The 13,585-nt window shown below is 62.5% G+C and carries 11 protein-coding genes; 3 read left to right on the top strand and 8 right to left on the bottom strand.

All coding sequences use genetic code 11. The features are described from left to right. Positions 1-393 precede the first annotated feature (393 nt). Positions 394-1,275 (bottom strand): protease HtpX, encoded by an 882-nt coding sequence (gene htpX, locus HQL56_08760; GenBank protein ID MBF0309604.1) that lies wholly within the window; start codon positions 1,273-1,275, stop codon positions 394-396. Between the two features lie 236 nt (positions 1,276-1,511). Here htpX and HQL56_08755 point away from each other — a divergent pair, with 236 nt between their 5' ends. Continuing rightward, entirely contained in the window at positions 1,512-2,261 is a 750-nt protein-coding gene (locus HQL56_08755) for a hypothetical protein (protein MBF0309603.1), read from the top strand. A 148-nt stretch (positions 2,262-2,409) separates the two neighbouring features. Here HQL56_08755 and HQL56_08750 read toward each other — a convergent pair whose 3' ends face one another. From HQL56_08750 to HQL56_08735, 4 genes are read right to left on the bottom strand one after another with little or no spacing between them, the layout of a single operon-like run. Further along, complete coding sequence (locus tag HQL56_08750; protein MBF0309602.1) at positions 2,410-3,573, bottom strand: SpoIIE family protein phosphatase; 1,164 nt, start codon at positions 3,571-3,573, stop codon at positions 2,410-2,412. Then, positions 3,570-6,914 carry a response regulator gene (locus HQL56_08745; protein MBF0309601.1) on the bottom strand — a complete coding sequence of 1,115 codons (3,345 nt, stop codon included), beginning with the start codon at positions 6,912-6,914 and terminating at the stop codon, positions 3,570-3,572. Before HQL56_08745 ends, HQL56_08750 begins: the two co-directional genes overlap by 4 nt. A 10-nt stretch (positions 6,915-6,924) precedes the next feature. Further along, positions 6,925-7,470 carry a septation protein IspZ gene (locus tag HQL56_08740; protein MBF0309600.1) on the bottom strand — a complete coding sequence of 182 codons (546 nt, stop codon included), beginning with the start codon at positions 7,468-7,470 and terminating at the stop codon, positions 6,925-6,927. A 22-nt stretch (positions 7,471-7,492) separates the two neighbouring features. Next, positions 7,493-8,596 (bottom strand): hypothetical protein, encoded by a 1,104-nt coding sequence (locus HQL56_08735; protein ID MBF0309599.1) that lies wholly within the window; start codon positions 8,594-8,596, stop codon positions 7,493-7,495. Between the two features lie 152 nt (positions 8,597-8,748). Here HQL56_08735 and HQL56_08730 point away from each other — a divergent pair, with 152 nt between their 5' ends. Then, positions 8,749-9,423 carry a PilZ domain-containing protein gene (locus tag HQL56_08730; protein MBF0309598.1) on the top strand — a complete coding sequence of 225 codons (675 nt, stop codon included), beginning with the start codon at positions 8,749-8,751 and terminating at the stop codon, positions 9,421-9,423. Here HQL56_08730 and HQL56_08725 read toward each other — a convergent pair whose 3' ends face one another. After that, on the bottom strand, positions 9,424-9,900 hold the full coding sequence (locus tag HQL56_08725; GenBank protein ID MBF0309597.1) for a copper chaperone PCu(A)C: 477 nt from the start codon (positions 9,898-9,900) through the stop codon (positions 9,424-9,426). After that, positions 9,897-10,592, bottom strand: a complete 696-nt coding sequence (locus HQL56_08720) for an SCO family protein (protein ID MBF0309596.1) — start codon at positions 10,590-10,592, stop codon at positions 9,897-9,899. Before HQL56_08720 ends, HQL56_08725 begins: the two co-directional genes overlap by 4 nt. A gap of 210 nt (positions 10,593-10,802) precedes the next feature. Between HQL56_08720 and HQL56_08715 the strand changes: the two genes are divergently transcribed. Beyond that, a complete protein-coding gene (locus HQL56_08715; GenBank protein ID MBF0309595.1) occupies positions 10,803-12,626 on the top strand; it encodes an HAD-IIIC family phosphatase in 1,824 nt (607 codons plus the stop codon). Between the two features lie 379 nt (positions 12,627-13,005). On the opposite strand, the gene HQL56_08710 is transcribed toward HQL56_08715, so the two are convergent. Next, positions 13,006-13,585 (bottom strand): Spy/CpxP family protein refolding chaperone (locus HQL56_08710; protein MBF0309594.1); only part of this gene is annotated, 580 nt, incomplete at its 5' end.

Raw genomic sequence — 13,585 nt, 5'->3', positions numbered from 1 at the left:
TCTATCCTCTATCCTCTATCCTCTATCCTCTATCCTCTATCCTCTATCCTCTATCCTCTATCTTTTAGGCTCGCCCAGCTCACGGCCATCCATTTCGGGGGCCTCATCCCGAAATGGATGGCCAAAAAGCGAGCCCGCCATTGCCCTTTCGGGTGGCCAATCGTCCTTTTGATTGGCCACCCGAAAGGGCGAATTGCCCGTGAGAAAAGCACGAAGATGCCCCGGAGGTTCGACTCCCGTTGGCTGGAGCGGGTGAAAGGATAACTGAAAAGTCAAAGGACAGAACATTTCCTTTTTTTGATAGTTAAAAGATAACATATTGAAAGTCAAAGGATTTTGAATATGCGTCCGCTGGGCGCTGCGGGGGGATAATCCCCCCGCCCCCCGTATGAATCATCCCCGGCGCAGGGCTTCGATGCGCTCCTCCAGCGGAGGATGGGTCATGAAAAGACGGGAAAGCCCGCCCCGAGCCCCATTCATGCCCAACGCCGCCACCTCACCCGGCAACTGTCCCCCGGTCTGATCCCGACGCAACCGTTCCAAAGCGGCAATCATGGATTCCCGCCCCGCCAGTTTGGCCCCACCCTTGTCGGCATGAAACTCCCGGTAGCGGGAAAAGGCCATCACGACCAGGCTGGCCAGTACACCCAGCACCATCTCCAGCGCAAAAACCACCAGGCCATAGACAAAGCCTTGTCCCGAGGAGGACTCCTCCTCGTCGTTGGAGCGCAGAAGGTTGTCGATAAGCCCTCCCAAAAGACGGGCGATGAGTATCACGAAGACGTTGAGCACCCCCTGAATTAGGGTCATGGTCACCATATCCCCGTTGGCCACATGGCTGATCTCATGGCCCAGAACCGCTTCCACCTCATCGCGTTTCATCCGTTCCAGCAATCCGGTGCTGACCGCGACCAGGGCATTGTTGCGATTCATGCCGGTGGCGAAGGCATTCAACTCGCCCGCCTCGTAGATGGCGACTTCCGGCATGCCGATACCGGCCGCCTTGGCCTGACGCTGCACGGTGCCCAGCAGCCAGGCTTCCGTTCCGTCCCGTGGTTGATCGATCACCTGAGCGCCGGTAGACCACTTGGCCATCGGCTTGGACATGGCCAGCGAGATGAATGCTCCGCCCATGCCGAAAATGGCCGCAAAAACCAGAAGACCCGGTATGTTCTTCTGGGACATGCCGGTAAATTGGAAGACCACATTCAACACCACGCCCAACACCAGCATGATGGCCAGGTTGGTCAGAAGAAAAAGAACGATCCGTTTCATACACTCATCTCCTTGGTCGATCTCGTGACACCGCAGCCAAATGGGGATGCGCCATCGGTTCCTGCTGCAACTATATGTGAATTTTCCTCAAAATGCACAAGTTCCTCCGCCGTGTTCCGCAACCGCGCGTCGTTATCGGACCGCTTTGCCAAGCGCGTGCCCATGGGGTAAGCTGATACCCTCGCCACACGGGAACAAAGTCGGCCCAACCCCGGCTCAACGCTTCAGGAACAGCGATGCCCCAGGATCAGGATGCGGACGAAGAGACCCCGGAAGAGGAAGCCGTTGCTCCCCCTCCGCGCCCCCCTCTTACCATCGGACAGCGCCTGGCGCTGTTGATCGCGATCCTGCTGCTGTTGACGGGCACCTTCCTCTTTTTCGCCATGGGACGCCTCAATCTGGATGGCATGGAGAGTCTGGGGGAAGCCATCGCCTGGACTGTCTGGCTGCTGTTTTCCGGTCTGGCCTGGCTGGTCTATCGCCTGGGCAATCACGGGGTGGAGCGGGTAGGGGAAAGCGCCTTTCAAACCTGGATCGACCAACGTATCGCCGCCATCTGGCTTGCCCTGGAATCGCGTCGCAATCCGCCGCCCCCGGCGCGGGAAACCCGCGAAGGCGTCGGTTTCGACCGTATTCTCTCGGAAGAGATTCTGGTCCAGAACCGCCTGCAGGAGGAGGAGAGCCCTCCGGCCCCCTGGGAAAACCGGGAAGCGGGGCAACTCGCGGTGACGCCGGGCGAAGATCCGGTCGAAAGCGCCCCGGAACTGCAACCCTGGCCCTGGGACGAAACCCTGGAAGTGACCGCCTGGGAGAGCGATATCCGTCCCGCCTCCGCTCCATCCGGCCCGGTGACCTCTCTGCTGCGCCGCCTGATGGCCTCGCGGGACGAGCCCGTCGAGGAGCCACCGCTAACCCTGCCTCCCGACCCGATTCCGGAAGATACCGACATCGCCCCCTGGTCGCGGGACGAGGGAAACAGACACTGATCCGCTCAACCGGGACAGCGTAAGCCTACGGCTTTTCCGGAGGCCTCATCGCCTTAAGAACCCAGCGCACGGCGAGAGCGGTCAAGACCACATTGACCACGATGCCGATACCCCAGAAAACGGGATTTTCCATCTTATTCCCTTTCGGTCAAACCACCAGATCCACCACCGTCAGGTCATCCCCCTGGGGACCGTGGCAGGAGTGGTCGTGCAGCACTTCGTGCAGCTTGGCCAGCCCCTCTCCCCGTGAGAGGATGCCCGAGAGGAACCCTTCCATCCCCTCCAGACCGAACATGCGTCCGTCGGGGTCGGTGGTCTCCACCACGCCGTCGGTGAACAGGAAGAGACGGTCTCCGGACTGAACCTCCCAGACACAGGGGGCCTCTTCCGGAGGACGCTCCTCGATGATACCCAGCGGCACGTTGGTGGTTACGCAACGTCCGATACACCCGGCATCACGGAACCACAACACCTCGGGCAATCCCCCGTTCCAAACCTGACACCGTCCCGCCTGACGGTCCAGGCAGAGGAACGCCACCGCCAGAAAGAGGCCCGTGGGCAGTTTTTCGTAGAGCTTGCGGTTGATCTCGACCAGAATCTCCTGGGGGGAGGCACCGCGTTCCGTCAGATCGTAAAAGAGATCCGCCACCACCGGTCCCCCCAATGCCGCCGGAAGCCCGTGTCCGGTGAAATCCCCCACCAGCAGGTGGGCCACCCCGTCGGGACGCTTCATGGAAAGCACCAGATCCCCGGCGGTGCGTTCCACCGGGGCCATCAACAGGCGCAAATCCTGGCGGTCGAAACGGCTGGAACGACGCATGCGCACGATGATCTTTTCCACGATACGCCGTTCGTAGGCCAAACGATCGTGGCTGGACTGCACCTCCTGCAAGGCCCTGGCCCGCTCCTCCTCCAGCCGTTTGGCCCGCAGCAGCAGCTTCAGCCGCTGCCGCAGCACCGACCAGCGAATCGGCTTGGAGATGAACTCCAGAGCGCCGACCTGGAAGGCCTGCTCGACGGCGGCGTCATCCTCCCGACCGGTGACGATGATCACCGGCACGGCGTCGCCCCCCTCCTCCCGCCGGAGCTGCTCGCAGGTGGCGAATCCGTCCAGTACCGGCATGGAGGCATCCAGCAGGACCAGCTCGGGCCGCTCCCGGCGAAACTTCTCCACAGCCATGGCCCCATGATCCGCCATTTCCACCCGATACCCGTTCTTCTGCAAGAAGCGCCCGATGGCCACCTGCATGACCGGGTCGTCCTCCGCAACCAACACCAGAGGGAGCGCCAGCGCGTGTTCCGCCTCCATCATACCGCAAACTCCTCACGCAAGCGGGGCATGACCTCTTCCAGTCTGGTGATTTCCCGTTGCAGCAGATCAAGCAGCGGCCCCCCCTCCTCCAGCTTCCGCTCCCGTCCCATACGCTCCACCTGCAGCGCCAGCGCGGCAATGCGCACCGCCCCCATGGTGGCGGAAGTGCCTTTCAAGGCGTGGGCCGAAAGCGCCAGAGACTCTTCATCACCCGAAGCCAGGGCCTCCCGCATCTCCTGCATGCGCTGCGGCAACACCTCCAGAAACTTTTCGAAGAGAAAATCGAGATCACCCGCCATCTCCTGATGCAAACGGGTCAGCACATTGCGGTCAAAGACCTGCCAAATGGGTTCCGGGGCCGGAATGGCCAACTCCGCTTCCGCTTTCGAAGCCTGCTCCGGTCTGGCTGCCGTACCGTTCTCCGCCTCGCCCCGGCGTCCGCCCATGAGCCCTTCGATCAATCTCACCAACTCCTGCAGCTGGAAGGGTTTTGCCAGATAAGCGTCCATGCCCGCTTCCAGACACCGTTCCCGATCCCCCTTGAGGGCATCCGCCGTAACGGCCACCACCGGCAGGTGACGCAGACCGTTTTCCGCCTCGCGACGGCGCAGCAGGTCCACCGCGTGGAAACCATCCATCACCGGCATCTGGCAATCCATGAAAACCAGATCCACCCGTTCCAGGGAATCCAGCGCCTCCTGACCGTTGGTGGCGGTTTTGACCTCCAGCCCCATTCGGGTCAGCATGCCCGAAAGCACCAGACGGTTGACATCGTTGTCTTCCGCCACCAGCACCCGCAGGCCCTGCATCGCGGCAGGCAGCAAGGCCGCACCCGCGCCGCGCCGTTGCTCCGCAGCCATCTCCGGGGGCGAAGACTCCTCTCCGGTGGAGAGCGCCCGCTGCAGCGCGGCACGCAACAAAGCCTGGCGGGCCGGTTTGACCAGCACCTCCACCACATTTCCGGGTCGGTTGCGTTCCACCTCCGGAATGCGACCCGAGGAGCTGAGCAATACCACCGGAAGATGCCGCTCCCCCAGGATGCCGAGCAGTCTCCAGGCCGCCTCCAGCCCATGCAGGCCCGGCATCATGAAATCCATGATCACCACTTCCGGCAGGCGTCCTTCCCGCAGGGAGCGCCGCAGAAACGCCAGTGCCCCCTCCCCGCTGGCCACCCCCGCCGGACGCATGCCGAAAACCCGCGTCTGTTCCAGAATGATCTCCCGGCTGATGTCGTTGTCGTCCACCACCAGCACGGAACGATCGGTCAAGGCCACCGCCGGTGCCGACTCCGTCGGGAGTTGCACCGGCAGATCCACCCGCGCCACCAGGGTCAGCTCGAACCAGAAGGCGCTGCCCTGCCCTTCCACGCTCTCCACCTGAATCTGGCCCCCCATGAGGCTGACCAGCCGCTGGGCGATGGTCAGCCCCAACCCGCTGCCGCCGTATTGACGGGTCGTGGAGCTGTCCCCCTGGGTGAAGGGCTGAAACAGCAGCGATATCTTGTCCAGGGCAATGCCGATGCCCGTATCCACCACCCGAAAGCGCACCCGCAACTGCCCGGAAGCCTTTTCCAGCAACTGGGCGATCACCGTGACCGATCCCGTGCGCGTGAACTTGATGGCGTTGCCCACCAGATTGGCCAGCACCTGCCGCAGCCGCACCGGATCACCCGCAACGCCCCCGTCCTGATCGGGCGGATCCAGCTTCATCACCAGTTCCAGGCCTTTTTGCTGGGCCGTGGGGGCAAAGGCCTCCACCACATCCTCGATCACCTCGCGATAGTCGAAGGCCACCTCTTCCAGATCGAGTTTGCCCGCTTCGATTTTGGACAGATCGAGAATATCGTTGAGCAGGGTCATCAGGGAGGAACCCGCCTTGGCGGCGGTCTGGGCCAACTCCCGCTGCCGGGTCTCCAGACCGGTGTTGAGCAGCAGATCGATCACCCCCAGCATGCCGTTCATGGGGGTGCGAATCTCATGGCTCATCACCGCCAGAAACTCGGATTTGGCCTGATCGGAGGCTTCGGCCCGCTGTTTGGCCTCCTTGAGTTCGCGGGTGCGCAGATGAACCTGGTGTTCCAGGGATTCGGCCAGGTTGCGAAACTTGAGATTGGAGCGGGAGAGACGACGCACCATCACTTGAAAGGAGGCTGCCAGATGGGCGATCTCGTCATCCCCCCGGATGGGAATCTCCACATCCTCCTCCCCGGCGGCGATGCGATCCGCCGCCCGGATCAGGCTGCGTACCGGACGGGTCAGCACCTGAGCCCCGGTGGCCAACGCCAGGATCAGCCCCACCACCACCAGGGCGGAGGAGAACCACAACACCTTCTTGAACTCACGGGCCCGCACCCCGATCAGCGCGTGGGAGGCGGTCGCGGCCATGATGAAGTGGCGTTTGGGATCCAGCGGATCGAAATGGAGGTGGTGCCCCGTCAGACCCAGATTGCGACCGGGCAGGGAGACCACCCCGAAAAAGTCATCCAAAGCGTATCCTGCGGCGAAGTCGTCCTCCACCCGTTGCCCCATGGAGTCCTTTTCCAGGGAGAGTCCGGGAAACTCCTCCTGCAAAGGCATGCGCTGCCCCATTTCGTGGGCGAAGGCCCGGCCCCGGTCGGGATGGAGCAGCAGCTCCCCCTGGGCGTTGGCCATCAGGTAGCCCACCTCGTTGCGGGCCGGGCGCAGATACCGGGTCAGCACCCCGAAATCCAGGGTGATGACCAGCGCCCCGAAGCGTTGTCCGTTGGCGGTGAAGACCGGGGAGGCCAGATGCATCAGCGCCTTGGCGGGCAGTTCGACCTGCCCGTCACGGCGGGAAAGCATCACCTCGGAAAGATGTACCTGGGCCGGTTGCAAACCCATGATGCGCGGCAGGTCCAGCTCCTCCTCGACCTGCGCCCCTTCCGCCGAAGGGGCGATATGGAAACCGGCGCTGCTGCGTTCCACCTTCAGAACATCCCGTCGGCTGGAGGCCTGGACCAGGCGAATACTCGCGAAGGCCTGCCGGGTTTGCAGCACCGTCAGGAAGAGGCGGGAGAGTCTCTCCTCCCACAGCGCCAGATCCGGCGTCGGGCTGCCGCCGCCGAATCCCATGGCCTTGATCAGGGCGGAAGTGCTTTCCGAACGGGACAGAAAGAGGGTTTCCGCCCGATAGGTCACCAGGTTTTCCGCCAGACGGGTGCTTTCCCGGCGCAGATCGAGTTCCACCTCCTGCAGCGACTGCTCCTGCAGCAGATTGGAGGCGTGCTGATAGGCGAACCATGCCATGCCGGCCACTCCCAGACCGGCGATGACAAAGGCCATCACGGCGACTTTGACAGGAAAAGTCAGTTTCACGCTCATGCCCCCTGCGTCACCCCCCACCCTCTTCCCCGGCCTTCTGCCAACGCCACATCGCCAGCCCCTGCAACACGGTGAAGACCAGGGTGATCCCCGGAAGAACGAAGACCTTGAATTGCACCCAAACCGCCTCTTCGAAGCGCCAGGCCACCAGGAGGTTGAGAGCGGAGAGAATCAGGAACAGGGCGGCCCAGGAGAGATCGAGCAGGGCGAAACGTTCCCCGGGCAGGATGATGTGTTCCTTGAGCAAACGGCCGGTCAGGGGTTCGCCGCCGCGCAGGCGGTTGCCCAGAAAGAGCAGGGCCATGAGCAGGTAAAGCACCGAAGGCTTGCCCTGGATGAAACGGGCGTCGCGGAAGAGGAGGGTTGCCGCGCCGAAGATCAGCACCGTGGCCAGGGCCAGCCAGCGCATGCCGCTCAGGGAGCCGTGGCGCAGACGCAGCCAGAGGCTTTGCACGGAAACAGCCAGCATGACGGCGAGGGTCGCGGCATAGAGATCCCAGACCTGATAGGCGGCGAAGAAGCAGAGCAGCGGCAGCCAGTCGAGCAGGGTATCCACGGTTTTCTCCTTGATAACCGAATCAGTGGGTCAGGGCGGCATGGACCACCTGCAGACCGAACAGGGTCAGCACCGCCAGGCCGAGCGGCACGGCATGGGAGAAACCAACGGCCAACATCAGGCCGGAAGCCAGAAAGAGGAGGGCCCGCACGCTGCCGAAACGCTGCAGCCGGTGCTGGGCCTCCGTCTGACGGGCGGATTCCCCGGGTGGAAACCACCACAAAGGCAGCAGATGCCCCAACGCCCCCGTCACCAGGGGCAGCAGGAAAACCAGAATGAAGAAGGGTACCGTATCTTGAGGCGCCATCCAACCGAGAACCAGGGGGATGCCGGCAAAAAGCAGCAGAAAAAGTCCGATGAGGGCCACCAGCAGGGAAAAAGCCGATCCCGGAGCGGCCAGGATGGGTCGGATGTTGCGCAGGGCCACGCCGAGCAGGCGCGCCGCCGGATAGAGCCACAACAGCATGCCGATCCAGGAGAGGGAGCGGAACCAGGCGGCGCCGATACCGGCCAGCAGCGTACCGACAAAGGCGTATTTCAGATCGGTACGCAGGCGTTCTCCCGCCTGGGGGTCCGGATAGCGCCCCACGGTGGGCAGCAGCACCTGCAGGGTTCCCATGGCGGCAAGCCCCAGGAAACCCAGCAGGTTCATATGGAGGTGCAGATTACGCAACGGCATCCAGTGGACCGGCATGAACGAGGCGACCAGAATGGCGAGCAGACCGATGATCAACGAAACCAGGGAGGCCTGATACCAGCGCAGACCGGGATGGGGCGGCCCCAGGCAGGCGCGGGCCCTGACGCCGATCCAGTTGAGCAACCCGAGCGCCGCCGCAAGAGCCAGGGGAGCGGCCACGGTCACCAGACTGCGGTCGCTGGCCAGGGTGCCGAGAACCGTGATTCCCGCCACCAGGGCCAGGAGGGGCAAGCGGGTGACCCAGTCTTCCGGCTCGCGGCTCCGGGTCAAGACCGGGGTGAAATGGATCATGGCCCCCATCACCAGAGGCATGACCCCCACGGCCAACACCCAATGAAGCGAAGCGGGGCCGGAAAGAACACCACTCAATAACAGGGCCGGAAAGGAGAGCAGGGCCGAAACCCCCAAGGCCGAGAGCAAACGCCGCATTCTGTCCATTCCCTCCACCCCTGAGACCGTCATTCCGGGCCATTCTCCCCCGAATCCGGGAAAGAGAGCCCTTTCAATTCCGTCAACCCCGGATTATAAAGAAAAGGGTGACGGTTTTCCGTTGTTCTTCCCTGCCGATCAGGTTACTCCATATGCCCTGGTCTATCGAGGATACCTTTTTTCTACGCCGCAAGAAGGCCGCTTTCGAAAGCGGAAAAGGAGCCGTCGCCGACGACCGGCGGGGCTATCCGCGTCCCCGGTTCGTCTCCCGCGCCATATTGCACCATGTCGATTCCGGAGAAAACCTCTTCGGTCTGACGGAGGATGTCAGCTACCGGGGCATTCTCTTCGCCCCGCGCCGGGGCCAGACGCCCCTTCCCGGACTGGTGACGGGAGCCTTGGTTTCCCTGCAAATTTCGCTGGACGATTTCTCCCCGGTGGAGGCCTGTTATGTGGCCTTGAATGCCCGCATCATCCGGGTCGAGGAGAAGGCCATCGCCATGAACCTGGTGGCCGACGACGCCGACAACGGTGCGATGCCGAATCCCACCCGCCTCTTCATCCGCCGCCAGGATGGTTGTCTGGAGGGGGACTGGGAACTGACCCCCCCCGGAGCCTCGCTTCCCCCGGCCCTTCGCGACCGGCTGAACCACTACGAACAGCGTTACGCCCGCAGGGGGCCCGTGGTGCTGGTGTGCCAGCGTCACGTCCGCGCGGGCGAAGAGCCGGAATTCCGCGTTCACAACATCCAATACCTCAAAGAACTGCAGAAACTGGCCCATCTGGAGGAGGAACACGACCGTTTCTTCGCTCCTCCCGGCTTCTGATCAATGGGCCGGTTTGGCTGGCGCGTGCTGGTGTTCGTGGTTGCCCATGGCCGGGCCCTGGCGCACCACGGCCTCCACCGTCTGTCGGGATCCGTCGGCGAAGGTGAAGGTCAGCGGCACCTTCTCGTCCATCTTCAGATGACGCTGGGGAGCGATGAGCATGATGTGCAGTCCCCCCGGTTGCAGCACCACCTTGCCCCGTGGCGGCACGGCAAGTTCCTTGACCGCCTTCATCATGGCCACCCCGTTGAGGGTCAGGGATTCGTGCAGCTCGACCCTGGCGAAGAGGGGCGATTCCCCGCCGGTCACCCCCGCCGCCTTGGTCTGACCATTCTCGAAGGTGCAGTAGCAGGCGGTGGCCTGCTGGCCGGGCGGCATGGCCCGCACCCAGCATCCGGTGATGGAAACCCCCTCCCCGGCCCACAGGGATCCGGACAGAATCAGACAACCCGCCAACAGCAAGGCATGTTTCTTCATTTGGCTTTTCCTTTCGCTTCATCCTGTTTCCCGGCCCAGGCCCGGATCTTCAGGTATTCCTTTTCCACATCGGCGATGGTCAACTGGTTGGAAAACCGGGCACAAGCCCGCCCCTGGGGATCCACCAGATAGATATTGGCCGGATGCACCACGGCGTACTCCTTGTCCTCGGGGCTCTTTTTGGATGAAGCGAAAAAGGCCCCCAGGGAGCGTCCGATGGCCTGCAACCGGTCCATCGGTCCCACCATACCCCGAATCTCCGGATGAAAATAGCTCGCGTACTCTTTCAGCCGCGCCGGGGTATCCCGGTCCGGATCGACGGACAGGAAGATCAGGCCGGTATCCCTGGCCAGATCGGGATGGGATTTGCTCAGGGAGTTCATCAACGAAGCCATGTCATTCAAGGCGGTGGGGCAGATATCCGGGCAGTAGGTGTAGCCCAGGAACAACAGACGCCACTTGCCGGTCAACTCCTCCCGACCCACCGGGGCGCCGTCGTGATTCACCAGTCCCTGGAAATTGAGGCTGGCCGGCGTGGCCAGCGCGGAGTGGGACACCTCTGCGGGAATGCGCCACCCCGCGCCCCGCAATCCCGGCTCCAGCCAACTGTACAACGCGAAAATGGCCGTCAGGGCTCCCGCGCCGATAAGCGCCAGCAACTGCCAAAAAGAGATCGTGCGTCCACCTTGCATCGTTCATCTCCCGATATAATCCCGCCTGAAAGGAGGGATTGTTCCATCGATTCCCTTGCACCGCAACCTTCTTCTCTCCCCTCCTGACGCCACCCGATCCATTTTTCGCCGGAATGATAAAAACTCCGTTATGGAAATGCCGAAAAATGCGCTATGATCCCTGTGGGAAGACGTTGGTTACCCCCGCCCACAGCGAGTGTGTCCGGAAGAATGTTTGAATTTCATCAGAATCGCAACGCACCTCCCCAGTCGCTGCCTTCGGGTTCGGCCTTCGCCGGGCTGCCCGTCAGCCATGCCAGTTTCATGGTCTGGGGGGAACACTGCGTGGAGTGCGCCGCACCCAACTGTTTCTCCACCTGTGATCTCTACCAACCCCGCCCGGATGGACGCTGCCGCCGCTTTCAGGAGGGGCTGGTCCCCGTCACCTGGCCCGGCAGCTTTCGCGGACAGGGCGCCGCCATCGCCTTTCGCAAATGGGGTAAGCTGGAAGCCCGGGGCAATACCACCCTGGAACCCGTGGAACATCTGGTTCGCCTCGAACGTCTGGCCCATTCCCTGGCTCGGGGGCTCGACGCCCTGGGCTGGCTGATTCATACCGTCATTCCCAGCCACCGCTGGCAGGCCATCGCCTTTCACCTGCTGGAGAAGTGGAATCGTCGTCTGCACACCCGCGAAAAGGTCTACGGACTTCCCGAAGCCTTTCTTCTGGAGTGTTTCAACCCGGCCACCCGCCCCATCCATCTGCATCTGGCCATGGGAACCTCCCGCTCCAGCCTGGAGCCCGCACAACGCAACCGGCCTCTGCCGCCGCCGTTCACCGCGCGCCTGACCCTGCCGCCGGGTTTTTCGCGCCATCTGTTCGAACGGCGTCTGTTCAACGCCATCATCACCTCGCAACTGCCCTTCGACATCACCCTGATCCCAGAGGAGGAGTTGGTACGCCTGACGGTGCTGACCGCCGATCTGGTGCTGTTCGACCCCACCCGCCCCCACGCGGATTCCCCCCCGAAAAACCGCCAGGAACCGGTCAAATGTCTGGTATGGGATCTGGACAACACCCTTTGGGACGGCATTCTGCTGGAGAAAGAACCCGAGGCGTTGCGTCCGGGGGTGCGGGAGGTGCTGCGCATCCTCGATGAACGGGGCATTCTGCACGCCATCGCCAGCAAAAACGATCATGATCACGCCTGGGCCACCCTGGAACGGCTGGGTGTGGCCGACTACTTCCTCTGCCCGCGCATCGACTGGACGCCAAAAAGCGCCAGCATGGCCGACATCGCCAAAGCTCTCAACATCGGCATCGACAGCCTGGCCTTCATCGACGACAGTCCCTTCGAACGGGAGGAGGTGGGCCGCAGCCATCCCCGCTGTACCATTCGGGACGCCGCCGAACTCGACACCCTGCTCGCCGACCCCCTGTTCGCCGGATCCAGCAGCGAGGAGTCGCGGCAGCGCCGCCAGTTCTACAAGGACGCCCTGGCGCGGGAACAGGTGCGCAGCCGCTTCGGTGACGACTATCTGGGCTTCCTGGCCTCCTGCGACATTCAACTCACCCTGTCACCCTTCCGGGAGGCGTTCCGGGAACGGGTGGAGGAGCTTTCCCAGCGCACCAACCAGCTCAACTTCTCCGGGGCCAAGTACACCCGCGAAACCCTGGAAGTGCGTCTGCAGGATCCCGCCCTTGAAAAACACGTCCTCTCCTGCAGCGACCGTTTCGGTCGTTACGGTGTGGTCGGGTTCGCCCTGACCCGTCTGGAAGCCGATGTATTGCATGTGGAGGAGTTCATGCTCTCCTGCCGGGTACAAGGCAAGTTTCTGGAGCAGGCCCTGTTGGCCGACCTGCTGGCGCGGCATGCGGGCATCGAGACCATTCGGGTCGATTTCCGCCCCACCGCCCGCAACACCCCGGCCCGGCAAACCTTGGAAGCCATGGGTTTCGAACCCCATCCGGAGGGAGGCATGGTGCGCCGGGTCGATCAGGGACTCGACTGCCCCTTCATCCACATCGAACGGGAAGAAGCGAACCCCGTTTGAAAGAGTGTCCTTTCAGTCATACGGGGGTTCGGGGGGGGATTATCCCCCCCGACGGGTCCAGGGCAGCGCCCTGGGACTCTTCCTTTTGCAGTTGACCTCCAACCCCATGGGGTCCAGGGGGCACCCCTGGGACTTTATCCTTTTTCTTTTTATTCAGCCACGCCGCGCTGGCCAGCGGTCTGAAAAGTTACTTAATGGCAATAAACATGAAAATTAAAAAAATAGAATATTTTCTTTTTTTGATATTTAAAGGATAACATATTGAAAGGCAATAAATTGAGACTATTTCTGCTGGGTTGCAGATGCTGCGCACCACATCCCATTACAAACAAAAAAAAGGCCGGGATCACCCCGGCCTTTTTTATCAATCCCGCAACACTCAGAAACCGCCACCTTGCCCGTGATGTCCACACGCATACAAAAAGCTGCTGGCCATGGGAACCAACATCGCCTTCTGACGATCATCCAGAACACCGTTGAGAGCCTTCAACGACTCCAGCAGCGCCTTCTGCTTGGGCAGCATGGCCTCCATATGCGCCACATGACGCTCCGCCTGGGCCAGCATGTCCTTGGTACGATCGGCACGCATGTTCTGCGCTCCCTCGGACCGGGCCTTCGCCGCCGCGACGAAACGCTTCCAGGCCTCTTCCTGCGCACCCTGAATGGCCAGTTGCTGCTTGCCCATCTCCAGCATCTGATTCATCTGCTCCGCATCGGAGGGGCCCGCCATCATGCCGGGACCACCCATCATGCCGGGGCCCATGTTGCCACCCCGCATGTTGGGATGGCCTTTCATGCCGGGACCGCCCATCTGATTGGGGCCACCCATCTGATTGGGGCCGCCCATCTGGTTGGGACCACCCCCCTGACTGGAACCGCCCATCATGCCGGGGCCGCCCATCATGCCGGGGCCACCCATCATGCCGGGGCCGCCCATCATGCCGGGGCCGCCCATCATG

It is taken from the genome of Magnetococcales bacterium (assembly GCA_015231925.1).
Classification (GTDB): Bacteria; Pseudomonadota; Magnetococcia; order Magnetococcales; family JADGAQ01; genus JADGAQ01.
Note: the sequence above shows the minus strand (reverse complement) of the source record. Positions and strands in the feature narration are given on the sequence as shown.